Here is a 25,370-nt window from a genome sequence, read left to right on the forward strand (position 1 = left end):
TGTTTGAAGAATTTAAGATAATAGCATGTCGTCCTTTAAATGATTACAAGCTTGATTTAAGATTTGCTGACCTAAAAATGAAATAGCTTACAGATAAGAAAGAGGAATGTATATAATGACAATTAATATTATAGAAATAATGGAAATGCTACCTCATCGTTATCCATTTTTATTAATAGATAGGGTGCTAGAATTTAAGCTTAATGAGTCTATTGTTGGTATCAAGAATGTCACTTTTAACGAGCCGCAATTTACTGGTCATTTTCCTACAAAACCAGTAATGCCTGGTGTGCTAATTATTGAGGCTATGGCTCAATTATCTGCTATTTTAGTAGCCAAATCAATGGACTTCAAAGATAAAGATGTTTTCTTTATGACTATTGAAGAGGCAAAATTTCGTAAAGTTGTTGAGCCAGGTGATACATTACATATTTATGCTAAAATAGAACAAAATAGAGGCTCTGTTTGGAAATTTTCAAGTAACAGCAAAGTTAATGATCATATAGTTGCAGAGAGCAAATTTACTGCAATGGTTAAAAATAGGAATTAACAATGACTTTATCAGCTATACACGCAACTGCCATAATAGATACAAAGGCTTCGATTGGTGAAAATGTCAAAATTGGTCCTTTTTGTACTGTTGGGCCGGATGTAATTTTGGCGGATAATATTGAGTTAAAATCGCACGTAGTTATAGAGGGCAAAACAAAAATTGGTGCTAATACAGTTATATATCCATTTGCTTCTATTGGTCAGCCCCCTCAAATACTTAAATATGGGGGGGAAGAGTCAGAGGTTATCATAGGTAATAATAATACTATTAGAGAATATGTAACTATTCAAGCCGGTAGTAAAGGTGGTGGTATGGTTACCTCTGTAGGTAATAATTGTTTATTGATGGTTGGAGTGCATATAGCACATGATTGTATTGTGGGTAATAATGTAATTCTTGCTAACTATGTTAGCCTAGCTGGTCACGTTAAAGTTGATGATTATGCCATTATAGGAGGGCTTTCTGCTGTTCTGCAATTCGTACGTATAGGACAACATTCGATGGTGGGTGGTATGTCTGCGGTGAGCAAAGATGTGATTCCATTTGGGCTAGCTACAAATGAAAGGGCATTTCTTGAAGGAATAAACTTAGTTGGGATGAAAAGACGTGGCTTTGATAATCAGGAAACGCTTGATACTATAAAAGCCGTAGATGAGATTTTTATTGGCGAAGGTATTTTTACTGATAGAATTGAGATAGTTTTAAAGCAATATAAAGGTAATCCTATTGTAGAACAAATTATCACTTTTATAAAACAGGATATTAGTAGAGCATTTTGCCAGCCAAGACAAGTTGAACATGATAAGGTAAGTAAGTAAAATGTTGCAAATATACCCTTTAAAGCAAAAGAGTATAGTTGGAATTATAGCAGGAAATGGCTTATTGCCAATTTCACTCGCCAATAGTTTCATTAAGCAAGGCGGGCAATGTTATATCGCATCTTTGGAGGGAGAAGCAAATCCGGTATTGTATCAGGATTTTACCCACCAATTTTTTAAAATCGGTATGGTTAAGCCAATAATTGAATATTTTCGTAAGTATGATGTAAAAAATATAATTCTTGCTGGTAGTGTAAATCGTCCTAATTTGCGATCAATTAAAGTAGATTTAATGGGATCAAGGTTACTTGCACGCATATTGAAACAAAAATTTTTAGGAGATGATAAACTTCTTGGTATAGTAACAGATTTCCTAGAAGAAAAAGGGTTTAAAGTAGTTTCTAGTTATGAAATATTAAGAACAAATAATGATGTTATGACCATAGCTGTTCCATCTAGAATAGATAATACAGATATCGAACTGGGGATAAAGCTATTAGATAGTATCGGATATCTTGATGTAGGACAGTCAGTAATTGTTGATAATGGGTATATTATAGGTATTGAAGCGGCTGAGGGTACAGATAATTTAATAGAAAGATGTTCATATTTACGTAAAAATTCTACAGGTGGTGTACTTATTAAAATGATGAAGAAAGGTCAAGATACTAGAATTGATATACCTACAATAGGAGCAAAGACAATAAGTAACTTAGCTAATTATGCTTATAAAGGGTTAGCCATACAAAAAGATAAAGTGATTATTCTAGAGATAGAAAGAACTATTGAACTCGCTAATGAATGCGGACTTTTTATTAAACTTATTTAGTGTATCTAAAGAATTAGGGTAATAAATTTTATCTTACAACCCCTACTATAAAATTGTAGTAACTGATTTTCTTGACAAAACAGTACAAAAAATTCAGAATAAAATTCTTTTGCGTATAAATGATAATTTCTAGGCTATTATACCAAATTTTATTGATCTTTGAAACATCTTCTTCAAATTATTTGAGTAATATTACTTAGTGCTATGAGAAATTCATGCTAAAATAAAAAAAAATTTTTCCAAGAAACATGAGACCTATTACAAAATTCACTTATGTGTAAGGATTTGAAGAGTCTGTAGAAAAATATATTACTTTATGACAGCCAATGTACTAGTAGTTGATGATATAGAATCAAATGTTAAATTACTGGAAGCTAAACTTTTAGGAGAATATTACACAGTCTTTACTGCCAATAACGGCAAAGATGCATTGGATGTTCTTGCCCTTAATAGAATTGATATTGTATTACTTGACGCCATGATGCCTAATATAGATGGATTTGAAATCTGTAAACGAATTAAGTCTAATCCTTACACTATTCATATACCAGTGATTATGGTTACGGCTCTTTCTGATACTGAGGATCGCATAAAAGGTCTTGAAGCTGGAGCTGATGAATTCTTAACAAAACCTATTGATGACACTGCTCTTTTTGCAAGGGTACGATCTCTTGCTAGAATGAAGGCGGTTATTGATGAACTCAAGCTTAGAAACACTACTAATGCTGAATTAGGTGGTGACGTTATAGAGGTAAAAGATAATTTTTCAGATAGTAAAATACTTTTAGTTAACGATGATATAGTGCAGGCAAGAAACATAAATAAAATGCTTCTAAGCCTTACCCCCAATATCAAAATAATATCTGATATTAATGAATTGGAGAAAGATAGCGAATATACCCCGGATTTAGTAATTATCAGCTGCCAATTAGAGCAAGGAGATCCTTTAAGAATAAGCGTGATGCTACGGTCTGATGCTAAATTCCATGATACGGTACTCATATTACAAGCTGAAGAAGAAAATACATCGATAGTTATCAAAGGTTTAGAGCTGGGTATTAATGATTATTTTACATACCCAGTAGACAAAAACGAGCTATTAGCTAGAATCAGAACTCAATTGAAAAGAAAACATTACCAAGATACTTTACGCAATGATTTAGAGTTAAGCGTAAATTTGTCGATCAAAGATGGTTTGACAGGCATATTTAATCGTCATTATTTTGATACACACATAAAGCAAATGGTAAAAAAATCTACTGATAGTAAAAGACCTTTATGCTTACTTATGTGTGATATTGATCATTTTAAGCAAGTTAATGACACTTATGGTCATCAAGCAGGAGACATAGTGCTAAAAACCATTGCTAATGTTCTGAAGAGTATTTTTAGGGTTACAGACTTGGTTGCTAGATATGGCGGAGAGGAATTTGCTATCCTTTTAAATGACATAACGATTGACGAAGCTATGTATATAGCGCAGCGGGCAAGAACAAGAGTGGAGTCTATCGATTTTAAAGTTAAAACACAAAAAGACCCTATTAAGAAAACTATCTCCATAGGAGTAACTGAATACAAAATTGGGGAATCTATTAGTGATTTTATAGAACGTACCGATAAAGCTCTGTATCAAGCAAAGGAGGACGGAAGAAATAAAGTGATAAGAATAATTTAGATACACAAATGAAAACTAATCAGGTATACTAGACTTATTAGACCTCTTTCGAAACTCGCTTATGCTGAGGGATTTGAAGGAGACGCTTCACCTCGAACCACAGCGTACTCTAATTCCGTTACGGATTCGAGTACCGCATCGACGTGCAAATTATCAGCAGAAGTAGAGTCTCGAAAAAGGTCTATTGTAAAATTAGCTTATGAGAAGGTAGTTCTTAAAGAAGTCTACCTTTCATATAAAAACCTAAAATCATGAAAAATGAAACTATTTGTAAATGTTATCGTGAATTGCCATATAGGCCAAGTGTAGGCATGATGATAATAGATAGTGCTAATAGAGTATTTGTTGGTAAAAGAATAGATACCAAAATATCAGCTTGGCAAATGCCTCAAGGTGGTATAGATCTAGGAGAAACACCTAGTGTTGCTGCCCTTAGAGAAATGTTCGAAGAGATAGGTTGTAATAAAGGTTATATTATTGCAGAAAGCAAATATTGGTATAGTTATGATGTACCTAAAATTTTAATACCTAAATTATGGGGTGGTAATTTCCGAGGTCAAAAACAAAAATGGTTTCTAATTAGGTTTACCGGTACTAACGAAGATATTAATATTAATACTCATAACCCAGAGTTTGAGGAATGGCGTTGGGCTAAGTTTGATGAGTTATTATCAATTATAATTCCCTTTAAACGCAAGCTTTATAAAGCTGTAGTTAAGGAATTCGCCCCTATCGTTCATGATATAGTCAATTGATGAGAATTTGGTGATGTCGTCGATCGCTCGCCTATTATCTATAGGCTTCGCTCCATCGTTCCTGCTATCCAATTCTCCTGAATTGACTATAGTCGTTCTTTTTAGTTGTTCTTTGAAATGTGCTGAACTCTTTTACTCATAGTAAAATTACCAAATTTTAGATTGTCGATTGATGATTGTTCTAAAGCATGAACTAATAACATACCATTTGATATGTTAAGTGTTACAGTTCCTGGTGTAAGAGTAATAGAATTACCATATATTACAAGACTTGTATCGTTTTTTTGTTCTGAATTAATCCACTCAAAGACTGGCTGTAGATTAAGATTTCTACGCCATATAATCTTCATTACTCCTAAGCTAGATACAACTATTTCTTTAATTAACCAAATAAAATATAATATAGAACGATAATTTAAATAGATCCTATCAGGGATCAAATTGAGTTTTATTGCCACAAGATAAGATATACTGGGGATAATCAAGAAAACCAACAATGCAAAAATATCATTAGGTACTCCTGTTAGACCAAACAACACCAATAACAAAGTAATTAAAGTAAAGATTTTAGTGTGCATCATACTTTCCTCCACCTTTAACAGTTGATGTAAACGGTAGAAAGATCATTACCACAAAAAATAATGCACTTATAATACCAAAAATGCTATTTATCGCAATTACAAATGCTTCCTTATTTATATTACTGGCTAACCAAAAATACGAAGCCTTTTCTGGATCAACCACTTTACCATCCAATAATTGTCCTAGAAATTGTAATTTCATTAGAATAGAGGGTGAAGTGGAAGAAATATTCTCATTTAAATATTGGCTAAAAATCTTAGTTTTATCTGTAATAAGGGTGCTAATAATCGCAAGACCAACAGCTCCTCCAAGATTACGAGTAAGATTATATAACCCACTAGCATTCCCCACCTTGTCTTTACTCATACTGCCTAAAGCAATATTATTAGTAGGTAAAAAGCAAAACATCATCGCCAGTCCCTTAATAAATTGTGGTAAAAAAAATTCGGCAAATTTAGCATCTGCTGTTAAAAAACTATTTAGGTAGCAACCTAAACTAAACGTAGCTAGACCGATAGCCAAAATAATTCTTAAATCTAATCCAGAACCAAGCATTTTTCCTGCAAGTGGAGCTGACAGAAATTGTGCCATACCAGTAACCATCATGGTGAAACCAATTTGTACAGTATTAAAACCAGCTATTGTAAATAAAAATAAAGGTAATAAATAGACTGCACCATACAATCCTATACCTATGACAAAAGAGTAGATACAACCAAAGGTAAAATTTTTGTTAGCAAAAGTTGTTAAATCTAAGATTGGATTAATAAATGTCAGTTCTCTAATAACTAGCATAATAAATCCAACAACAATTAGTATGATAAGGAATAATATCAAATTATCTTCTATCCAGCCTTTCTTATTTCCTTCTTCTAAAACATATTGCAAAGAAGCAAGAGTAACAGTCAATAAAATAATGCCAACAAAATCAAAATTCTTGAGTAAATTGTAATTAGGTTGATCAAAATCAGCGTATAAATATACGACCACACAAACAAAAATACCAGGTATTACATTGAGTAAAAACATAAAATGCCAAGATAAGTTTTCAGTAATGTAACCACCAAGTGTTGGGGCTATTGTTACGACTAATCCTACTATCACAGTAACTACTGGGCGTTTTGAGGCAGGAAAAATTATAAATACTGTACTAAAGACAATTGGTATCATTGCTCCACCAAAAAATCCTTGTAAAGCTCTAAAAATAATCATTGTTTCTATATTGCTGGCTAGCGAACATAGAATACTCATAACGGTAAAACCAAGAGCAGCAATAAAATAAGAAATTCTAGTGGAGAGAAGCTTGGCTGTAAAACCGGTTATTGGTATTATAATCACTTCTGCTATAAGATATGATGTTTGAACCCAAGATAATTCATCACTAGAAGCAGAAAGACCGGCTGCAATAACTGATAAAGAACTGGCAACAATTTGAATATCCAACACTGCCATAAACATTCCTACTATCATTGCAAAGAATGCAAGTAACTGCTTATTTGATAGTGGGGGAGGGTCAAGATCTTGTTGCATAGAAAATGAAACCTAATTATAGCATATCACTTATATCACAAAAGTAACAATCTTACAAGCAAATATCCTCAAAAAATATATATTTGATAAAATTATTTAGTAGTATCTAATAGAATAAACTATAATAACTTATGTATTTAAATAGCGGGTTAGTTACATATGTCCAAGAAAAAATCTAATGATTTGAGTAAGAAAATACAAAATATTAATGAAAAATTTGAGAAAACACTTGGCGAGTTAGATAAGACATTGTTGGAATCCGAGATGGTGACAGGTATGATTAATGACTCATTAGATAGAATGGCTGGTTCTGTTTCTTCTTCGGAAGCAGATAAGTTGATGGAAGAAATACAATCTGAAGTTAATTTAGATAATAAATATGCTGAATTAGGTAAACGAAAAGATCGAGAAATAGAAGCTAGACTTAATAAATTAAAAAAAGATCCAACTCCAACTGTGGAAGGTCCAATTCCAACTGTAGACGATTTGCGAGAAACACTGAAAAAATTAAAAGAAGATGAGAAAAAAATACTTCAGTCAACAAAACCGATAAGTAAAGTAGTCCCACGCTCAAGGAATAATAATTTAGCAGCTAATTCTCGTAAGGTACAGGAGCAGAACCCATCTAAACCGAAAATTAACAATAATAATAAACAACCCGATGTTCCAAAGGAAAACGCTATTTTGGATGATATAAAGCCGGAAAAAAGCTGGTTTGCAAAGATTATAGATAAGGTTGTTGATATTGTTAAAGAACTCTTGAACAATTCACAAAATCAAGATACTCCATCTCCTAAACAACAAAATATACAGGAGTTTAGGCAGAGAAGACAAGAAATATTAGCACCAGTAATACAGGCACAAAAGAAAGCAAAATTATTAAAAGAAGAACAAAAAACAAGCAGAGAAGTTAGGGTAAAAAGACTAAGGCGTAATTTAGCAGAGCATGATACTCATAAACCTTTGCGTTCTAGTACTTCATCTATTACTTCACCACCTAGTACTCCTCTAGTAAAACCACCAGTAAATAAGAATAGGGGTGGTAGATGAGTCACATAGAATGTTGATTATGGTTATCTATAGAATTACTTCTCTGCAGTTTTTTCCGATGAAGAAAGCGTTCTTCTTCTTGTAATAAATTTGGTGCAGATTTACTTTTCCGTAACTGTGCTATAACCTCAGGTGTTACGATCTCTTTAGCAGATTTTTTAGCAGCCTCCATAGCTTTCGTTAATGGGCTATAATCTCTTATTACCTTAGGTTGTTTATAAAAAGGATTATGTGTCCTACCTATATCTTTTAAAAGGCTTAGTGTACCTTTTGCAGCTGCTGTCAGTATATTATTACTTTTATTCTTTTCTTTAGTTTCAGGTTCAGTTGCTTTTTCATTAGGTTTTTCTTCAAACTTATTGACTGCTGTATGAAGTGTAGCTCGTTTTTGCTCATCGGTTAACTTGTTATAATTTTTGTCAAACATCAGTTCAGTTAAAGCTTGTTGATATATATCAAATTTATTTTGTTTTTGCTCATCGGTTAACTTAAAATAATCCTTATCTTGTATTAATTCAGCCAAAGCTGCAGTTTGGATATGTTGTTTTTGGGTGATCTCACGTAACTCTCGTAAATTCCTATAATAGGCGACATCATCCTTATGGAGTTCATCATTAATATTGATTTTAAATGCTGTAGTAAGGTTAGCTGAGTTCTTTTCAGTTACACCTGAGCCAATTATAGAAATAGCTGAAAGTGTACCACTTTTTAGTGCTGTAAGAATCTTAACAGGATTCCCACTAGTAGCAGCAGTTATGTTAGATGCTAAATTAGCGGCATTTTGAAGATTATCAACTATAAATTTGCTTGCACTAAATGCCATTTCTACTTTAGGATCTACATAGTAGTAATGTTTATCTTTGTCATTTGGAACATGATTATTTGGGACATGTAATTTATTTTCTAATGCCTTGGCTAATTTGGGATCGAGTAGTAGTAAGTATTGTTGCTTGTCTATGTCCCCTCTATTTTGCATCAATAGGTCATTTTCTTGGGCAAGTTTACGGAGTCTTCTTGTTTTGATAACATCAACTACTATTTCGCTAGTTACTCCAACTAATGCTATTGTAGCTGCGGCCAAGGCTACTGGAGGGGAAACCCCGGCTAGTGTTACTATTGCAAGTGCAATTGTAACAGTACGACCTATAGCACTACCAAATAGCACCTTAGCCAATTTTGTATCTAACAGCCACTCTATACTCTTGAAAGGTCTCGTACTCCTTGTCCAATCCCAAGCAGCTTTAATTTTATTTAAAAATCTCTTAAATTTTGATTCTGTCTTTGGTTCTGTACTTTCCTGTTCTAAAGATTTTGCAAATTCATCTGAAATTTTAACTTCATTTGTTTTAACCGATTTTAATCTTTCACTTTTCTCTTGCTCAATTATATGTAAATCATCTTTACTTTTTACAGATTTTTGAGAGGGAGTACGTTTTAACTTATTTTCACGTTCAAGCTCCATATCATCAAAGCTTTTGGAAAGCTCTGCTTTTCTTTGCTTGGGTTGCACTGTTTGATTGTCCAACGTATTAGCTATTTCTATCTCTTTAGGCACAGTTGTAGTACTATCTATCTCAGAACTTTCAAGGTTTTCAAACGGCGTAGATTCTTTTTTGTCATCTGTCATAATATATAACCTATTGGTATTAGACTCTTATCATATTTAATCTTAAAAGAGAGTCTAACAGCAAATTATACAAGGTTAAAGACTAATTTTATAATAAATAAAATTAGTCAGCAATGATTGCTATATATTCTAGTAGCAATTCTACCACAAACCTAGTGTTTTCCACCACATACCGCCTATAAAAATCCATATAATGCCATATACTAGACTCAAAACTAAACCAAGATACCACCATGTTCTGATCTTCATATATCCTGTCTCAAAATATATTGGAGCACTACTGAGTCCATAATGAGTAAGACCCGAAGATAATATTGATAAAAAACTAAGTAGCAATGCAGATAGTAAACTAGGCATTTTAGCATGTATAAATAACGCTAGAAAAGTAGGAAAAAGTATAGCAATATGGGTTGTAGTACTGGCAAAAAAGTAATGTATATAAAAATATATTATAGAAAGTATAATTATACCAATCATTGGAGAGAAAAAACTTAATAAATTGTCTCTAAGTTTATCACTAACCCATGATATTAAACCAAAATCAGACAAAAAACTTGAAATCATAACTAAAGTGCCATACCAAATAAAGGTATGCCATGCCCCTTTATCTGCAAGAGTATCTTCAAACTTAATTACTTTGCATAATAATAAAATACATACGCCCAACAGTGCAACTGTAGTAGCTGATAATCCCCATTTGCTGCCAAGCATCCATAAAAAAATTAGAATTACAAAAGTCATTAGCATAATAATCTCTTGCAATGATATATCACCTATTTCTTGCAATTTTGCCTTAGCTATTTGTATAGCAGATGGATCGTATTTAATTGAGGGTGGATGTAAATAATAAATAATAAGAGGCATGACAGCAAGAGAAATTACGCCTGGCACTATAGCTGCTATTGCCCAATCACTCCATGAAATTATAATCCCAGCATCAGCTGCAAACTTAACAGCTAAAGGATTAGCGGCCATAGAGGTAATAAACATAGCACTAGTTATCACATTTGATTGAAAGACTACTTTCATGAGAAATCCACCGTTTGAAACGGATGTTTTGTAATTTGTTTTATCAGAGTAAGCGGTGCAGAGTGACTGAGCGATAGGAAAAATTATCCCTCCTCCCCTAGCACATACACTAGGAATAAAAGGTGCAAGTATAAAATCAACAATTACTAGAGCATATGAAAGACCAAGGGTACTTTGTCCGACAAGTAGAATGATGTGATAAGCTATCCGTTCCCCACAGCCTGTTTTTATAAAACCCTGAGCAATAAAAAAAGCAAACAGCACCAGCCATATAATGCTATGACTAAACCCGGATAGACTTTGTTCTAAGGAAAGGGTTTGCGTCAGAATACAACAGAGTATGCTAAATAAGGCTATAGCACCCATAGGTAAAGGATTAAGAATTATAGCTGCAATAGTGGTAATAAATATAATAGAAAGATGCCACACCTTAACATCAAGTCCTTCAGGGGCCGGTATATACCATATTACACAAGCTAAAATAACAAGCATTAGAATAGGTAAATTTTTGTTCCAATTACACATATTAAGCATAATAAATTTATTTCAAGATCGAGTAAGGTGAGTGGGGTTTTCGTATCAATTGATAATGCGTGTAGTCCGCTCGCTAGTTCATCTGCTAAAAGATTGTGAATTATTTTATGCTGTTCTAGCAAACTTTTTCCTATAAAAACTGCTGTAAAAATTTTGATCTTAAGATGACTTTCAGTAATGCCACCATTATGGCTGGCATGTTTGTAACTTTCGTCAACTATTTCGCAATAATGTGGTTTTAACACATCTAGTTTTCTTTTTATTCTATTTATTTTGGTCATAGTTATATATATATAAAACTTTTACTTGTATCAAGTCTACTAGGATTTTAGTATTTAGCAAATATTATTATTTAGTTGGTTATGGCAAAATTAGATACAAAAATTAGAAATTTGCAATCTGAGCTTGATAAAGCCGGGCATGGGTATTGTATCTCTTTTAAGTTATTAAATTACGACGAATTGAATGCTATGATGGGAGGAGATATTTATATAATTGACAAATTTAATAAAATTATTTCTGAAGTTTGTAATAAATTAATTACTGCTCCTTCTATATCAGTTTATAAACAAATTGAGCATGATAGAATATTGTTGCTTTTACCCACACTAGACCAAAATCTAGTTAAGGAAGTTGTCCTAAAAATATATTTATTATCTCAACTTTATGTCGATGATCTATTACCTGCAGTTTATATGAATTGCAGTAGTGCTAGCATAGAGTTTCCCAAATTTACCAATAAAGCTGAAGAAGTATATAATCTATTAAATTGGCTAGGTTCTTATCAAGGTGACCAAAGTTATTATCGTGAGTATGATAAATATTATAATATAGAGTGTGTTAAAGAGTCTAATAAGCAGCTGAATCTCTTAAGAAAAGCTTTATTAAACAAAACAATGGTTTTTGCTTATCAGCCAGTTATTGACCGTAAAACAATGAAAATTCATTACTATGAATGTTTACTAAGGATTCCTGACACAAATAACAATCTATTTTCTGTAGGAGCAATAATTCTAGAAGCTGAAAAGAAAGGTTTAATTTTTATAATAGATCAAATAGTGCTAGAAATGGCAATCAAAGAACTAGACGCTAACCCTAGCTTAGTGCTTGCAGTTAACATTTCAAATATTGGTATATTAGATGCTTCTCTCCTAGAGATAGCAGAAAAACTATTACAAACATATGATGTTTCAGGAAGGTTAATTATTGAGATTACTGAGACTACCCTTAATCAACATTACCAACAAATAAAATCCTTTATGCACAGACTAAGAAAATACGGTTGTAAATTTGCTTTGGATGATTTTGGAGCTGGGTTTACTTCATTTAAACAATTACAAAATCTACCGATAGATATTATTAAAATTGATGGTAGTTACGTACGTAACATCACTAGCGATATACAAAGTCAAGATTTCATTAAACGATTAATTAAAATTTCTGAGAATTTAGGCGTTCAAACTGTAGCAGAATTTGTTGAAAATGGGGAGATAGCCAATTTTTTAATCAACTTAAAAGTTGATAATATGCAAGGCGATTTCTTCTCACCGGCATCGGTTAACAGAATAAATAATCATCAGAACGATGCCCCCACAACTGTTGAAAGTTAGAAAAGGGAGCGGTTTTAAAGCTCATCATGGCAATTTAAAAGTTGCAGAAAAATAACCAAGGTCATTGCAAGGAGGCGATGGAATCGCCTCCTTGCAATGATGGTTAAGGAAAAACTTGATTATCGAGTTCTACACCTGATTGTTAAAATATAATACTCCATTCAATATGTGATTTTAATAATTAAAATCACATATTGAATAATGAAAAAAGTTAAAATGCACCCGCAGAATTACTTCAAGAGTGCATTTTTCCTTATGACAAAACCAGTTCTATAGAAGAATTATTAATTCTTCTAACAAACTGTTCTAATAGTTTGTTTATGTTTTTACATAATGCGTAGCATTTTGTTTGGTGCTTATATCGAACTTAGGTTATTATAATATACTCTTCTGCTTTGAAGAATTGGTTTTTGCAAATAATTGCGGGGATTTCGCGTACTTATGTACTTCATGTACTGATTGCGTTCGCTCACCCTTGGTTAATATTATGGTTCAATTTGTTACCTTATCAGGCTTTTCAGAATATGAAGACACAGTAAAGTTGATGGAAGATAAGGTTACAAGTTTAATCAATAAATCTTCACAAGAGATTGTTTATTTAGTTGAATATAAGGATATTTATACCGCAGGTACTAGTTTTAAGGCAAATGAATTATTAAATCCTAGAGATATACCGGTAATTTATACTGGTAGGGGGGGGAAGTTTACCTACCACGGTAGCGGACAAAGAGTAATATACCCCCTTCTTGATTTAGCCTCAGAACGAAGGCAAAAGGATTTAAAACTATATATTAAACTATTAGAAGAATGGATTATAAATAGCCTTTTATATTTTGGGATTAAAGCTTTTACTATAAGTGGTATAGTGGGAATATGGGTAAAAGAAAAAGGTGTACCCGCAAAGATTGCATCAATAGGTATTAGAGTTAAAAAATGGGTTACATATCATGGTGTTGCTGTAAATATTTCAACAAATCTTGATATGTTCTCTGGAATTGTTGCTTGTGGGTTAAAGGATATGCCTGTAACCTCGTTAAAGAAACTCGGTGTTGATGTAACATTCGAGCAATTTGATGAAGTTATTAAGGATAAGTTCTTTGAGGTTTTAGGTAGAAAATGAGAATATTCAGTATATACTCAAATGACTTGAAGAATATATTCCTATGAGTTCAATTTATCATATACTTGATAAGGTTCCTGCTATTTATCCTGAAGACATGCAGATAGAATATGAACAATTAGCTCAGCAATTAATCAAATCAGGTAAACTTAGAATAGATACGGATAATAGTTGTAATTTTGCAAGATTCTCTGATCCAAAATTCAATATTAGTTTGATGGTAAGTAAAGAGGAAATAACCGAGCCAAATTTAATTGAACAAACTAACCAGTTATTAAGATATCTATACAAATCTTCTATATCAGATAAAAAACTGGCATCGATTTATACAGATCTGAAAAAACAAATTCAAAAATTACAACCAGTTGACCAATCTATTACTGAAAAATTAACAAGGCTTTTTGTTCAGTCAGCCCATCCTATAGTTATTAGGTGGTTATTACATGATAAGGTCCAAGTATTTATTACTTATTCCCATAATATTGGTGATATGATGGATATAGTTGATTGGCAACGTTCTGGTTCTAATAGCGGTATCAAAGTACTGACGGTAAGAATGTAGCAGTCTTTGTTTCCTGTGGTGGAAATCCATTTGCTGAAAATGATAAAAATCACCCAACTTATGGTGACGGATGGGCAGCAGCTGCTAGATTGCAAATTATAGCTGGGCAGGAACTTGGGCATTTTGCTGATATTAAAAGAGATGCTAGTGGTCGTCAAATAAGTCGTCATTCAGCAAATTTTTCTGGAACAAAAGCAACCCCCCATGTAGGACAGTCTAGAATAGATGATATTATTAATTGTGATAAATTATTAGCCACGCTTCTCTCTATAGGGATGAGGCAAATGATTATTTATGAAGAAAAGATAAAATTTTATAATAAAAACAAGGTACGGGGTATAAGGGCTTATTGGGCAAGATTACTTGGCTTTATATATAAACAGAAATTTTTATTTTCCGTTAATAGAAGAAAATTATTTTTTATTAAGAGATTCATAAAAGAGCAATATATGGGGATGATGATTAGAGCTATGATTGAAGATATGAAGTTTAATTTAGCACCAGTCGCAGATGTTTATAAAAATAGTGACCCTGAGATCGAAGAGACAATTGCCTGTATAGAAGCTCTAGCAAGAGTACCCCAACAAGTGATGAAATGGGGATATTTAACGACTATGGCAACAATGCAAGGATTATATAAAGTATATTATTCCGAAGTTATACCTTCCTTAATTTCTAACTATGTATTAATGACTAAGCAAAGCTATAAACGTGATATGTCAAAGCCAAGATCTCTAACTAATTTTTTTCGTAAAATAAACATATTTAGTAAAAAAAAATTAGTATTTAAACAAATCAGAGAAGTATAATTAGCTTTAAAAAGGTTTAAAATGCATTCGCAAAATCGCTTTAAGAATGCATTTTTCCTTTCCATGATATTTTCAAAAAACAATTCGTAGGAGCAGAAGAGTATAATCAAGTTTTTTTAAATAACCCTGCTATAGCCTATAATGTAGAACTTCTTATCTTAAAACTTTTTCTATGATAAGGCGAAAGACCGTGAAGGCTTATAGCATTTAAATGTTCTTTAGTACCATAACCGGAGTTTTTGTGCCACATATATTCCGGAAATTCTTTGGCATATTCAAGCATTAAGCGATCTCTAGTAACTTTCGCAATAATAGACGCTGCTCCAATAGAAATTGATAAATTATCGCCATTTATTATACTAATAAATCTTGGATCGTGAAATTTCATGTTACCATCTATTAATACCGTATCCGGTTTAACAGCAAGATTTGCTACTGATATAGTACAAGCTTTTTTAGTTGCTTCAAGGATATTAATTATATCTATCTCATCGTGATGTACTATACCAACAGACCAAACATAATTTTGGGTTATTTGTTTATATAACAACTCCCTCATTGTTTTAGTAAGTTTTTTAGAATCTTTGATACCATGTATGATTTTTGTTTGATCAATGATAACAGATGCAGCTACTACAGGACCAACTAGTGGTCCTCTGCCAGCTTCATCTACTCCAGCGACTAATCCTGAATATGTTTGTTCTAATTTAAACATCATGCCTCCCATAAAATGACACTCTATGTATTTCCACCTTATATACTCACCTTACGCATAACCCCTATGGCAATTCAAAAATTGCAGAAAAGTACAAGACGTCATTGCGAGACCACGTAGTGGTCGTGGCAATCCACATTTATTGGATTGCTTCGTCGCCACCAAAGTGGCTCCTCGCAATGACTCTAGGCTATTTTCCCTATAACTTTTAAATGCCATGCGTAAGGTGAGTTATATATAGTTCCTTATCACCGCTATCATCTATTGTTACTGTAGTAACAGACATTATGAACTCAAAATAAAACAGACTACTTAAACTGCTTAAATTGATACCCATGAGTTACGGCTACGGCAGGGATCTACCGTCCCTTATCTTTATTAGCAAAACTTACGCTATGTAAGGTTCTAAATAGCGTAAAGAGGGTGAACGTAACTGCTGTTGCATATAATGATCTAAAAGCCCTAACTTTATTTGATAAACCGTCTTACCTATTTTGTGTGCAGTTCTTTTTAGAAAAGCCCACACTAAAAATGCACAACTAATGTGATTACGCTGGATGCGTTGTTTTCTGCATTGGCATCTTCTATACCGGTAAGTTGCTTGATTTCTCTATGCATGCTCTCAATTACCCAACGAAAGCCACACTCATCTTGTACGGCTTTAGAAGATTTTTGAGTTTTGTTATTGGTAACAATATAATCAACTCTGTTGGTAGAAACAGTAAGTTTAAACAAATTAACATGCTTATCTTTTGCAAAGCCCTTTATATGAATCTCCACTCCGCTCTTAATTTCCTCATCTGAAAACGTTAACTTGCTAACAGCTTTATAAGGCTTAGAAGAGGAAGTTTTAGTAACGTTTCTATTTGCTTTAATAGGAGCATAATAATATTTACCCAAGGAATCAACATGTTGCATAATTTTATGCGTAGCATACCATGTGTCAAAAAGCACAGTTTGAAAAGGAATCTTTTTGCTATACACAGCATTATTTAACATATTTAATAGGTGTTCTACTTTTGTCGCTCCATCATGTTCGGGCGAAAAAATTCGGTAATCTATTACCCAAAACTTATTAATATCCGGATTATAATATACCAAACTTACTACTCCTATACCAGTAGTAATACCACCTGTAGCCCCACTGTACTGTGATCTAGCAATTTCTATTTTCTTGGTATTTCTTTTATTTAACACCGTATCATCAAATATTGTATATCCGTTAGGCGATAAAATAACATCATCCTTAATATGTTCCCATAACAAAGAAGGTGTATATTTTTCATTTTTTAAAAATCTATTAATAACATCATGGCTACATTTTTTGGCATGTTCAGCATAGTAGGTCAAACTATAATTCTTTTGACTCACTATTAGAAATTGACAGTAATCTGTCCTATTAACTGGTATTGCTTGCAATTTTATCCTCTTGGCATTTGTAAATTATACTCAACATAATGTACCATTTTTTTTTCTCATAGCGTAAGTTTTGTAGAATATCTAAAAAAACATGGGTTTTGGATTATTGGTCTTGATGGCAATGCAAAACAATCTTTAAGTACAAAAATATTTTCAGATAAAATGGCAATAGTACTTGGTTCTGAAGATAAAGGAATCAGACGTCTAGTTAAAGAAGCATGTGATCACTTAGTTAAAATACCCATTTCAAGTAAAGTAGAAAGCTTAAATGTCTCAAATGCTGCTGCAATAGCGTTTTATTTGATTTCATTAGAGGCAAAATAATAAAGCTTAATTATACTAGACAATTAAGTAATTTTGTATATAATGACCGACCATAATCCGTTTTAAACGGATTAGGAATTTAATGATGAGTAGGAATTATATGCCAAATTTAGAATATGACAATAGACCTCTTTCGAAACTCTACTTCTGCTGGTGATTTGTACGTCGATGCGGTACTCGAATCCTCACGTACATTCGAGTACGCTGCGGTTCTGCGTTCCACGTCTCCTTCAAATCCCTCAGCATAAGCGAGTTTCGAAAGAGGTCTAATGACAAAATATTAAAATTATTAGAAGATGCTGGAAACAGCATAGGAACTAGCACCTTAACTATTGACAATTGTATATTGGAACCATTGGTTTTAAAGGAATCCAGTATATTTTACAAAATAAAGCACAATTTCCAGGAACGCTTGATAATGTCGATTCTATTAATATTGACTATCTTGAGCAACGTCGTTTTGATAACTTTGAAGAGTTTATTTTATCAGCCCCTCCGCTACAATATATACAACTAAGTCGCCATAATTGCTATGATAATCACATTACATCTTTATAACATCTGGGGTAGATATTAAATTTAGTGCAAACGATACTTTGATTAAAAATTTTTATAGCCAAGTTAAGGACTGTGATACTAATAATCTAAGCAATGATGACTTAGCTAAGTTTGTAAAGAATGCTTGTAATACCTATAATGAAACGAAATCTACAGATAACAAATCAATGCAGTATCTTCATGCTTTAAAAATACTCACAAATTTTGATTTTACCACAATTGATCAACGACATTCTAATCTTAAAGAACCTCAACTGATCATGTTATATTTATCATGGTTTTTTTATTGTATGAGTTCGATATAAGAATTAATAATTCTTATATCGATACTTGCTTTGTTATAAGGAAAAATGCACTCTTGAAGCGATTCTGCAAGTACATTTTAACTTTTTTCATCATTCAATATGTGATTTTAATAATTAAAATCACATATTGAATGGAGTATTATATTTCTTTAATTTTTGGTATTGGAGGTATTGATTTAGGATCAGGGCATTTACGAGTTTGGAACATTAATTGATCAATAGAATGCCCAAATTTATCAGTGCTTAGTAGATTTTTATTTATCCATTTTGCCGTTATCAACTTACCCAGTTCAGAATGAATAATTGGAATATCCGGTACGGCACTAGCACCTATCCCTGCAATTTTAATATGATAACCCTGTTTATCTAATCCATATTGTTGTAATACTTTATCAACTTCTCTTTGAGTAACAATTGTTTGGCGTTCAATATGAGGATTATTACTGACAAATAAAATAACAAAGTCTTTTTGTCTACCAAATTTTCTACTTAAAATTCTTTCAGCAAAATTAACTACTGCATCATGAGCAGTAGTGGCTGTATCAGGTCTTTCGTTATTCTTGCCTACTTTAGTATTGATTATTTCAGTACGTTTAACTTGATCCTTATTAAGGAACTTGTTTACTAGGTCACTACTCATCAGGTCTTCTGTGAGTTTTCTCTCATTGCTGCTTGCATAATTAGGATAGAATCTTCTAGGAAAAAGACCTAATGGACATTCTTCTTGTGTTTTATATTGAATAAATGGCTGAGCTTTATTTAACTTAATACCGTAATCTTTAGCAAGAGACTCGATATATCTTTCACCTTCCTCCATACAAGCTGAATCATTTCCAACTAATTGTACAGTATCCAATCTATTAATATCTGCCTTTCCTTGCCATGCTTCTAGCAATTCAGTGTATGTTTTGGGGTTAATGCCATCGAGATTAGCCCATAAGGGTCTTGCTCCTGTTAATACTAGTACTAATCCGTTAACTTTAATTTGTTCTGTTAATTTATTATAATAGATTATACGTGTCAATAACCTAATTCTAGCTGCCCCGGCAATCCAAGCTTCGTCGTATTCTTGATAGTTAGGTTTTATTTCATTAATAAGTCCCAATTGTCTAGCATCTACAATATATTGAGACTTATATTTAGTCATCCAATCTTTAGTGGTCAGTTCATTCCGTTCCTGACCAAGATTAAGATCAAACGCATCCTGAGCAACAAATAGTAACCAATCTTTAATATTTCGTACATTTATCTCATTAATAGATTTAAATAAATTTTTACGCAATGATTTAGCATTGAATTTACTAGGAGCGTTTTGATTAGCACCAGCTTTAGCCAAACTGCCCTGAATCAAACGAAATATTTTGTCTGCATTAGTCTTGTCAAAACATACTAGATCGTGCCATAATTTTTGTGGTTCAAAATATCCAGCTAGATAAAAAATCTTTAACAAAGCTTCTTGCTGGGTTGGTGAGGTAAAACCTAATTTGCTAGCAGCTAATTCGAATCCTGAAAGTTCTGATGAATGTTTATAATCCCCGTATGTTACGCTGGTAGTTAGGGCAACTGTTACAGATAGTAGCATTCTTTTTAAGGCTTGAAGCATAATATAATTTTCTTCGTTTAATTATAACCCTAGATTTTTGGGCTTTTGATACTTAATCCAAGTATCAATCAACAACTTAGTAATAATAATCGCAGAGAACATAGATGATATTATACCAATAGTTAGTGTTACTGCGAAACCTTTTATACCTCCAGCTCCAAATATAAAAAGTAAAAATGCTGCAATCAAAGTTGTAACATTTGAATCAAGGATTGTAGCAAAAGCTGATTCAAATCCCATCCTTATGGCATATAGATTAGATGCACCTTTTTTAAGTTCTTCCCTTATCCTTTCATAAATGAGTACATTGGCATCAACTGCCATACCAATCGTTAGGATTATACCAGCAATTCCTGGCAGAGTTAATGTAGCTTGAAAAAGTGACAATAACGCTAAAATATAAAGTAAAGCTAGGCTTAATGCTATATTGGCAAAAATGCCAAGAATTCCGTAAGACCAAATCATGAATATTACCACACTAACAAAACCAATCATACCTGCTTTCTTGCCTGCCTCTATTGAATCTGCTCCAAGATTTGGTCCTACGGTTCTTTCCTCTATTATTTTTAAAGGGGCTGGCAACGAACCAGCCCTAAGTAATAACGCTAATTCATTTGCTGATTCAACAGTAAAATTACCTGAAATTATACCGCTTCCTCCAAGAATTGGTTCATTAATTACTGGTGCACTTAATAATTTGTTATCAAGCACGATAGCAAGCCTCTTGCCAGAATTATTCTTGGTTATTTCTGCAAATAATTTACTACCAAGATTATTAAAAGAAAAAGCAACAGCAGGTTGGGAATTTTGATTGAAAGAAGCTTGAGCAGTTGTTAGCTGGTCACCACTAACAATAGCTTTTTTCTTAACAACTACGTAATATTCTTGCTTATTTTCATTTTCCCCTTTCACTAAAATTGAACCAAAGGGTAAATGTCCATTTAATGCTTGTTGTATGTTGGCAGTTTCATCTACTAAATGAAAGGTTAGTTTTGCAGTTTTGCCAAGAATATTTTTGAGTTGTTGTGGATTTTCCTCACCTGGTACTTGCAGTAATATATGTTTATCACCTTGCCTTTGTATGTTAGGTTCTGTTGTGCCGGTGCTATCCACTCTCATTCTGATTATTTCAATTGATTGGGCAATAACTTGATACCTTAATTCAGCAAGCTTCGAATCACTATAGCTAAGCTTAATATTAGTATTATCGTTTTCTACAGTAATTTCTCGGTCGACTTTACCTAAGATCTTTTTGACCTGTTTATAATCTTCTAGGTTTCTCAATTCAAACTGCACCGCCTTGTTCTTAACAACAAGATTTTTATAACCTATTTTATCTTCCCGTAAATATTTTCGTAAATGGTCAGCTAGACTGTCCATTACATCATTTAAGTAACTATCAAAATCTACATCTAGCAATAGATGAGCACCACCTCTTAAATCAAGACCAAGATTCACCTTATGGTTTGGCAATATTTTAGAATCTATAGTTGTAAAATTAGGTAAAGCACAAATAAAGGCTGCTATTGTACATAAAATAGAAAGGAATATTTTCCATTTAGGAATATTATACACAGCTCATTTCCCTTTATCTTTTTTACTTTTGGCACTAACTTCTGTTTTATGACGACTTGTAATATCAAGTATTGAAGATTTCAGAATTTTGATTCGTATATTTTCAGCTACTTCAAGATCTACCGTGTTGTCAGCATCGTTAATCTTGCTTACTACTCCGAAAATTCCACTATTAGTTACCACCTCTTCTCCTTTCTTAACGCTACCAACTATAGCCTCTTTCTCACGACGACGTTTATCTTGTGGTCTAATTAGAAAAAAATAGAATACAACGAAGATTAATACCATCGGTACAAGGCTTGTTAATATTGATTGAGTAGATGATGGTTCAGCTACTGGAGCTACTTCTTCAGTTTCTGTTATTGATATTGTATCGTTGTTATCTGCGTAGGCATTTTCTATAAACATATATATCTCCTGACGTATTATGTAAAAGTAGTTGTATTAATTTATTGTATACTCTTCTGCTTTGAAGAATTGTTTTTTGACAATGAGGAACTCACGTACTCTAAAAAAGCTTGTACACTTGCAATATAAGACTGTTATCATTTTATTTCAATAAATATTTTTCGGGCGAAACCTATAGCTTTCAGACGTTCGCACACTTTTTCAAACACCGCTTTTGGTAAAATATTTAGTGTAGAAATTTCAATATATCTATTATCTTTTAACTCAAGAGAAAAAGATGGTGACTGAAATCTTGGTCCATCAATTTCCCTAGCAATTTTTATAAAATTACCTATTATATGACTGTTACAATAATCATATGAATTAATCATTCTTTTTGCTAATCTATTAATATATGTATCACTTCTTGCTGTATAGGTAAGTGCAAGAGCAATACTAAGCATCAACCTCTGACGATGACTAAAAGGAATATCTGAAGCTAAAATAAATTCAACAATAAAATTAGAGCGAAGAGTTTTATCGATATTTTTATTATATTGTGCAAGCATTATGACCAAAGTAATTATACTAATTGTTGTTGTATCTGGTTGAATTAAGATAGGCTTAATGACTTCTGTATAATTTTTGATATTACAAGTAGTTTCATCAAAATTTACTAATGTCTTGATTCTTTCATAAATAATATCTTTCTCCTGTTCTTCTTTAGGGAGACAAACAAATCTAACACCTTCTTTTAAACCATAATTTGAAATTATTACCTTTTCAGGTAAAAAGACATTCAGCATAGATTTTGCCACCAAAACTGCGTTAGAATGAATTCTTGATTTATATTGTGTTCTCATACTATGAGCATGGGCTAATTTTTCGAGATATAGTTCAAATTCTCTACGATTTATTTCAAGGTTATGTAAGTTCTTAAGAGGATAATGAACAAACTCCATGTAAGAGCGTCCAATTAGCCTTAAAGCTCCTCCTATTAAGTATAAGTTTGGACAATGATACCCTTGTTGACATTGTTGTATACCCGAATGATTTGGGTATACCTCTCCAAACTCTTTGTTGATCATTTGGCTAATTATATTAATATCGTCAAAATGATTATTAGTGATTAAGCTAGTGCCTAAAGGTAGAGATTTTAAGATTCCCACTTTTTTGTCTTTGATTTGGGCAAGCTCAAGGCTACCTCCACCTAGGTCTGCTGCTATGCCACAAGCATCATTGATACCAGAAATTAATCCAGCAGCTGTAAGATAGGCCTCGCGATTACCATAAATAATTTCAATATTAATATTAAATTTTCTTTTAACTATTTCTCTAAATTCTTCAGCTCTTGGATGCCCTCTAAGTACAGCAGTAGCAACGCATTTAACATCTGTTACTGATAACCTATCAAAAATATGTACAAAATATTGTAGTGATAAATATACTTGATGCTTTACTTCTAGGTCATCTAGATTAAGTAAATTGATAATATCACTTTTAAATTTATCATTGAAAATTTCTGGAGCTCCAAGTCTATCACATTCATAAACTACAGCTCTTATGGCATTATAACCAATATCAATAATGGCTGAACGCATAGAGGTTTATCTTATTGCTTACTTAAAAAATTAATCTTCTTTAGTAGTAGAATCTGTATTTTCTTGTTCCTCATCTACATTATTTTTATTTGGATCATAAGGTTTTTGAGTTGGAACAAATGTAGGCGGTAATAACCTATTTGTAAAGAACTTATCCTCATAATACTTAATTTTTAAAGATTTAATAGGTGGGAAAGATTCAATTAAAACGATTTGTTCATCTTTTGGTAATTGAATTACTTCTTGAGGCAAAAGCAGAGCTCTTGAAACTTGTGATACATTCTGCGTTCTTGTTGAAATATTAAGATCAAAAAATAGTGGTTTACTATAAGATCGTTGTTCAACTGTTTTATTACCCACTAGCTGTGATATAAGGTTGGCTGTTTCATAGTTATTAGCTGCAAAAGTAATACGATATGTAGCATTTGACAAGAATGAGTTCATTCCAGCATCCTCATAAGTTCCTTTGAGCTGCTGAGTATCTTGTATAATCAAGAATAGGCGAACTCTATATCCCCTGAAAAATGCGATACCAGCCTTAAATGTATCCATTTTGCCTAAAGTAGGGAATTCATCAAGTAGAAACATAACCCCATAAGGTTCTTCTTTTAAATCAGGCATTTTGCGGCTTAAAAACTCTGTAGCTTGCTGGTAAAAAACCTGCATCAATTTTTGTAAACGCTGTATATTATCCGGAGTTAAACCAACATAAACGCTTGTTTTAATCTTCTTAAACTCAAGTATATTAAAGTCAGATGATGCAGTAGCTGAGTCAATTAGCGGGTTTGCCCATAATTCTAAAGAAGAGTTCATTGTAGAGATAACACCTGAACGCTCTTTATCTGCTTTTTGTAGAAATGCAGCAATATTCATATAGGCCACAGGATGTATTACCTTGCCTAAAGTATCTAGAACTACTGCCAAGTTGTACACTACGTCATCACTACGCATTGTCCTGACCACTTCGCCAAAGGATTTAGTTTTTGTCGGGTCAGCAATTAAGTATAGTACTACACCAAGAAATAAACTTCGTGCTTCATTATTCCAAAAATCTTTTTCAGGCATAATCAGATTTGAGATTTTTTGTACGTCATCCACCATTTGACCTGGTTTGGTACTTACCCAGTCTATAGGATTGTAACAATGAGTTATCCCATCAGGATTGGAAGGTTCCCAAACAAATACTCGTTGTCCTTGCTTCTGCCTCCAACCACTTGTAAGACCATGATTTTCTAGCTTAATGTCATGTACTATAATAGAGTGTTCCCAAAATAATAAATTAGGAATTACAAATCCTACCCCCTTACCTGAACCGGTTGGGGCAAAAAGCAAAGCGTGCTGAAATCCATCAGCAACAAAATATCCTCCGCTATTGGTGCCAAGCAACATACCATGCTTTGAACGTAGACCGGCTTTATCTACATCAGCTTCAGTAGCCCAACTAGCATCACCATAAACTTTTTCCGGTTGAATAAAAAATTGTAAATTCTTTATTCTTTTAAAATTTTTCCAGTAAAATATGATAACTATAATTGTCGGCATAGTAAGGGATAATATTAACTTAACTTTTAAGTAGTTATATGCTTGAAAAGTTAATTGCGACCATACACTAACTAGCCAATAAGTCCACTTATAAGCTATATCTATGGCTGTTAAGTCAACATTTATAGCTCTAATCTCGTTAGTAGTAAATGCAACTAGCACTCCACTAATCCATATCGTACAAAATACTACCAAAGGGTGTATTATAAAATGACCTAAGAGGTTACGGATAATGTTTACTATTCTCTCCAATCCCAT

At 32.7% G+C, this 25,370-nt stretch carries 22 protein-coding genes and 3 pseudogenes; 11 read left to right on the plus strand and 14 right to left on the minus strand.

Features of this window, described 5'->3' with window-relative positions; translation table 11 throughout:
* Positions 1–115 precede the first annotated feature (115 nt).
* From fabZ to AAGD19_RS03275, 5 genes are all read left to right on the plus strand, one after another.
* Positions 116–550, plus strand: a complete 435-nt coding sequence (gene fabZ / locus AAGD19_RS03250) for a 3-hydroxyacyl-ACP dehydratase FabZ (protein ID WP_341748314.1) — start codon at positions 116–118, stop codon at positions 548–550.
* A 2-nt stretch (positions 551–552) separates the two neighbouring features.
* On the plus strand, positions 553–1,371 hold the full coding sequence (lpxA, locus tag AAGD19_RS03255; protein WP_341748315.1) for an acyl-ACP--UDP-N-acetylglucosamine O-acyltransferase: 819 nt from the start codon (positions 553–555) through the stop codon (positions 1,369–1,371).
* Position 1,372: 1 nt separating this feature from the next.
* A complete protein-coding gene (locus tag AAGD19_RS03260) occupies positions 1,373–2,200 on the plus strand; it encodes an LpxI family protein (RefSeq protein ID WP_341748316.1) in 828 nt (275 codons plus the stop codon).
* 316 nt (positions 2,201–2,516) lie between these two features.
* Entirely contained in the window at positions 2,517–3,875 is a 1,359-nt protein-coding gene (locus AAGD19_RS03265; RefSeq protein ID WP_341748317.1) for a PleD family two-component system response regulator, read from the plus strand.
* A 251-nt stretch (positions 3,876–4,126) separates the two neighbouring features.
* Complete coding sequence (locus tag AAGD19_RS03275; RefSeq protein WP_341748318.1) at positions 4,127–4,630, plus strand: RNA pyrophosphohydrolase; 504 nt, start codon at positions 4,127–4,129, stop codon at positions 4,628–4,630.
* Between the two features lie 101 nt (positions 4,631–4,731).
* Here AAGD19_RS03275 and AAGD19_RS03280 read toward each other — a convergent pair whose 3' ends face one another.
* Complete coding sequence (locus AAGD19_RS03280) at positions 4,732–5,211, minus strand: Na+/H+ antiporter subunit E (RefSeq protein ID WP_341748319.1); 480 nt, start codon at positions 5,209–5,211, stop codon at positions 4,732–4,734.
* Positions 5,198–6,742 (minus strand): DHA2 family efflux MFS transporter permease subunit, encoded by a 1,545-nt coding sequence (locus AAGD19_RS03285; RefSeq protein WP_341748320.1) that lies wholly within the window; start codon positions 6,740–6,742, stop codon positions 5,198–5,200. The genes AAGD19_RS03280 and AAGD19_RS03285 overlap by 14 nt, the downstream gene beginning before the upstream one ends.
* A 159-nt stretch (positions 6,743–6,901) precedes the next feature.
* Here AAGD19_RS03285 and AAGD19_RS03290 point away from each other — a divergent pair, with 159 nt between their 5' ends.
* Positions 6,902–7,792 carry a hypothetical protein gene (locus tag AAGD19_RS03290; RefSeq protein WP_341748321.1) on the plus strand — a complete coding sequence of 297 codons (891 nt, stop codon included), beginning with the start codon at positions 6,902–6,904 and terminating at the stop codon, positions 7,790–7,792.
* A 1-nt stretch (position 7,793) separates the two neighbouring features.
* On the opposite strand, the gene AAGD19_RS03295 is transcribed toward AAGD19_RS03290, so the two are convergent.
* The 3 genes and pseudogenes from AAGD19_RS03295 to AAGD19_RS03305 all read right to left on the minus strand — a co-directional run.
* On the minus strand, positions 7,794–9,419 hold the full coding sequence (locus tag AAGD19_RS03295) for a hypothetical protein (protein ID WP_341748322.1): 1,626 nt from the start codon (positions 9,417–9,419) through the stop codon (positions 7,794–7,796).
* Positions 9,420–9,560: 141 nt separating this feature from the next.
* A complete protein-coding gene (locus AAGD19_RS03300; RefSeq protein ID WP_341748323.1) occupies positions 9,561–10,973 on the minus strand; it encodes a DASS family sodium-coupled anion symporter in 1,413 nt (470 codons plus the stop codon).
* Positions 10,974–11,026: 53 nt separating this feature from the next.
* Positions 11,027–11,263 (minus strand): annotated as a pseudogene (locus tag AAGD19_RS03305) (BolA family protein); the annotation flags it as partial.
* A gap of 81 nt (positions 11,264–11,344) precedes the next feature.
* Here AAGD19_RS03305 and AAGD19_RS03310 point away from each other — a divergent pair.
* From AAGD19_RS03310 to AAGD19_RS03320, 3 genes and pseudogenes are all read left to right on the plus strand, one after another.
* On the plus strand, positions 11,345–12,592 hold the full coding sequence (locus AAGD19_RS03310; protein ID WP_341748324.1) for an EAL domain-containing protein: 1,248 nt from the start codon (positions 11,345–11,347) through the stop codon (positions 12,590–12,592).
* Positions 12,593–13,079: 487 nt separating this feature from the next.
* Complete coding sequence (lipB, locus tag AAGD19_RS03315; RefSeq protein WP_341748325.1) at positions 13,080–13,712, plus strand: lipoyl(octanoyl) transferase LipB; 633 nt, start codon at positions 13,080–13,082, stop codon at positions 13,710–13,712.
* Positions 13,713–13,755: 43 nt separating this feature from the next.
* Positions 13,756–15,083: pseudogene (locus AAGD19_RS03320) on the plus strand (DUF2748 family protein).
* A gap of 136 nt (positions 15,084–15,219) precedes the next feature.
* Here the strand turns inward: AAGD19_RS03320 and AAGD19_RS03325 are convergent.
* The 3 genes from AAGD19_RS03325 to AAGD19_RS03335 all read right to left on the minus strand — a co-directional run bounded on the left by AAGD19_RS03325 (position 15,220) and on the right by AAGD19_RS03335 (position 17,169).
* Positions 15,220–15,798, minus strand: a complete 579-nt coding sequence (locus AAGD19_RS03325) for a ribonuclease HII (RefSeq protein ID WP_341748326.1) — start codon at positions 15,796–15,798, stop codon at positions 15,220–15,222.
* Positions 15,799–16,186: 388 nt separating this feature from the next.
* Positions 16,187–16,324, minus strand: a complete 138-nt coding sequence (locus AAGD19_RS03330) for a hypothetical protein (RefSeq protein ID WP_341748219.1) — start codon at positions 16,322–16,324, stop codon at positions 16,187–16,189.
* Entirely contained in the window at positions 16,324–17,169 is an 846-nt protein-coding gene (locus tag AAGD19_RS03335; protein WP_341748327.1) for a transposase, read from the minus strand. Before AAGD19_RS03335 ends, AAGD19_RS03330 begins: the two co-directional genes overlap by 1 nt.
* Before the next feature lie 114 nt (positions 17,170–17,283).
* Between AAGD19_RS03335 and AAGD19_RS03340 the strand changes: the two are divergent.
* Positions 17,284–17,541 (plus strand): annotated as a pseudogene (locus tag AAGD19_RS03340) (TrmH family RNA methyltransferase); the annotation flags it as partial.
* A gap of 109 nt (positions 17,542–17,650) precedes the next feature.
* Here AAGD19_RS03340 and AAGD19_RS03345 read toward each other — a convergent pair.
* The gene (locus AAGD19_RS03345; RefSeq protein ID WP_341748328.1) at positions 17,651–17,764 is read right to left on the minus strand and encodes a palindromic element RPE1 domain-containing protein; all 114 of its coding nucleotides are present in this window, start codon (positions 17,762–17,764) and stop codon (positions 17,651–17,653) included.
* A gap of 116 nt (positions 17,765–17,880) precedes the next feature.
* On the opposite strand from AAGD19_RS03345, the gene AAGD19_RS03350 reads away from it, so the two are divergent.
* On the plus strand, positions 17,881–18,099 hold the full coding sequence (locus AAGD19_RS03350) for a hypothetical protein (protein WP_341748329.1): 219 nt from the start codon (positions 17,881–17,883) through the stop codon (positions 18,097–18,099).
* Between the two features lie 444 nt (positions 18,100–18,543).
* Here AAGD19_RS03350 and AAGD19_RS03355 read toward each other — a convergent pair whose 3' ends face one another.
* The 5 genes from AAGD19_RS03355 to AAGD19_RS03375 all read right to left on the minus strand — a co-directional run bounded on the left by AAGD19_RS03355 (position 18,544) and on the right by AAGD19_RS03375 (position 25,370).
* Complete coding sequence (locus AAGD19_RS03355) at positions 18,544–20,007, minus strand: hypothetical protein (protein WP_341748330.1); 1,464 nt, start codon at positions 20,005–20,007, stop codon at positions 18,544–18,546.
* A gap of 21 nt (positions 20,008–20,028) precedes the next feature.
* Positions 20,029–21,582, minus strand: coding sequence for a protein translocase subunit SecD (gene secD / locus AAGD19_RS03360; RefSeq protein ID WP_341748331.1), 1,554 nt, complete (start codon positions 21,580–21,582; stop codon positions 20,029–20,031).
* Positions 21,583–21,585: 3 nt separating this feature from the next.
* On the minus strand, positions 21,586–21,990 hold the full coding sequence (yajC, locus tag AAGD19_RS03365; protein WP_341748332.1) for a preprotein translocase subunit YajC: 405 nt from the start codon (positions 21,988–21,990) through the stop codon (positions 21,586–21,588).
* A gap of 137 nt (positions 21,991–22,127) precedes the next feature.
* Positions 22,128–23,570 (minus strand): Ppx/GppA family phosphatase, encoded by a 1,443-nt coding sequence (locus tag AAGD19_RS03370; RefSeq protein WP_341748333.1) that lies wholly within the window; start codon positions 23,568–23,570, stop codon positions 22,128–22,130.
* A gap of 30 nt (positions 23,571–23,600) precedes the next feature.
* On the minus strand, positions 23,601–25,370 hold the full coding sequence (locus AAGD19_RS03375) for a type IV secretory system conjugative DNA transfer family protein (protein ID WP_341748440.1): 1,770 nt from the start codon (positions 25,368–25,370) through the stop codon (positions 23,601–23,603).

The sequence above is a fragment of the Candidatus Tisiphia endosymbiont of Dascillus cervinus genome, assembly GCF_964026405.1.
Classification (GTDB): domain Bacteria; phylum Pseudomonadota; class Alphaproteobacteria; order Rickettsiales; family Rickettsiaceae; genus Tisiphia.

Coding starts and splice junctions, on each gene's coding strand:
- fabZ (WP_341748314.1), top strand. CDS start 116: ATGACAATTAATATTATAGAAATAATGGAAATGCTACCTCATCGTTAT.
- lpxA (WP_341748315.1), top strand. CDS start 553: ATGACTTTATCAGCTATACACGCAACTGCCATAATAGATACAAAGGCT.
- AAGD19_RS03260 (WP_341748316.1), top strand. CDS start 1,373: ATGTTGCAAATATACCCTTTAAAGCAAAAGAGTATAGTTGGAATTATA.
- AAGD19_RS03265 (WP_341748317.1), top strand. CDS start 2,517: ATGACAGCCAATGTACTAGTAGTTGATGATATAGAATCAAATGTTAAA.
- AAGD19_RS03275 (WP_341748318.1), top strand. CDS start 4,127: ATGAAAAATGAAACTATTTGTAAATGTTATCGTGAATTGCCATATAGG.
- AAGD19_RS03280 (WP_341748319.1), bottom strand. CDS start 5,211: ATGATGCACACTAAAATCTTTACTTTAATTACTTTGTTATTGGTGTTG.
- AAGD19_RS03285 (WP_341748320.1), bottom strand. CDS start 6,742: ATGCAACAAGATCTTGACCCTCCCCCACTATCAAATAAGCAGTTACTT.
- AAGD19_RS03290 (WP_341748321.1), top strand. CDS start 6,902: ATGTCCAAGAAAAAATCTAATGATTTGAGTAAGAAAATACAAAATATT.
- AAGD19_RS03295 (WP_341748322.1), bottom strand. CDS start 9,419: ATGACAGATGACAAAAAAGAATCTACGCCGTTTGAAAACCTTGAAAGT.
- AAGD19_RS03300 (WP_341748323.1), bottom strand. CDS start 10,973: ATGTGTAATTGGAACAAAAATTTACCTATTCTAATGCTTGTTATTTTA.
- AAGD19_RS03310 (WP_341748324.1), top strand. CDS start 11,345: ATGGCAAAATTAGATACAAAAATTAGAAATTTGCAATCTGAGCTTGAT.
- lipB (WP_341748325.1), top strand. CDS start 13,080: ATGGTTCAATTTGTTACCTTATCAGGCTTTTCAGAATATGAAGACACA.
- AAGD19_RS03325 (WP_341748326.1), bottom strand. CDS start 15,798: ATGTTTAAATTAGAACAAACATATTCAGGATTAGTCGCTGGAGTAGAT.
- AAGD19_RS03355 (WP_341748330.1), bottom strand. CDS start 20,007: ATGCTTCAAGCCTTAAAAAGAATGCTACTATCTGTAACAGTTGCCCTA.
- yajC (WP_341748332.1), bottom strand. CDS start 21,990: ATGTTTATAGAAAATGCCTACGCAGATAACAACGATACAATATCAATA.
- AAGD19_RS03370 (WP_341748333.1), bottom strand. CDS start 23,570: ATGCGTTCAGCCATTATTGATATTGGTTATAATGCCATAAGAGCTGTA.
- AAGD19_RS03375 (WP_341748440.1), bottom strand. CDS start 25,370: ATGGGATTGGAGAGAATAGTAAACATTATCCGTAACCTCTTAGGTCAT.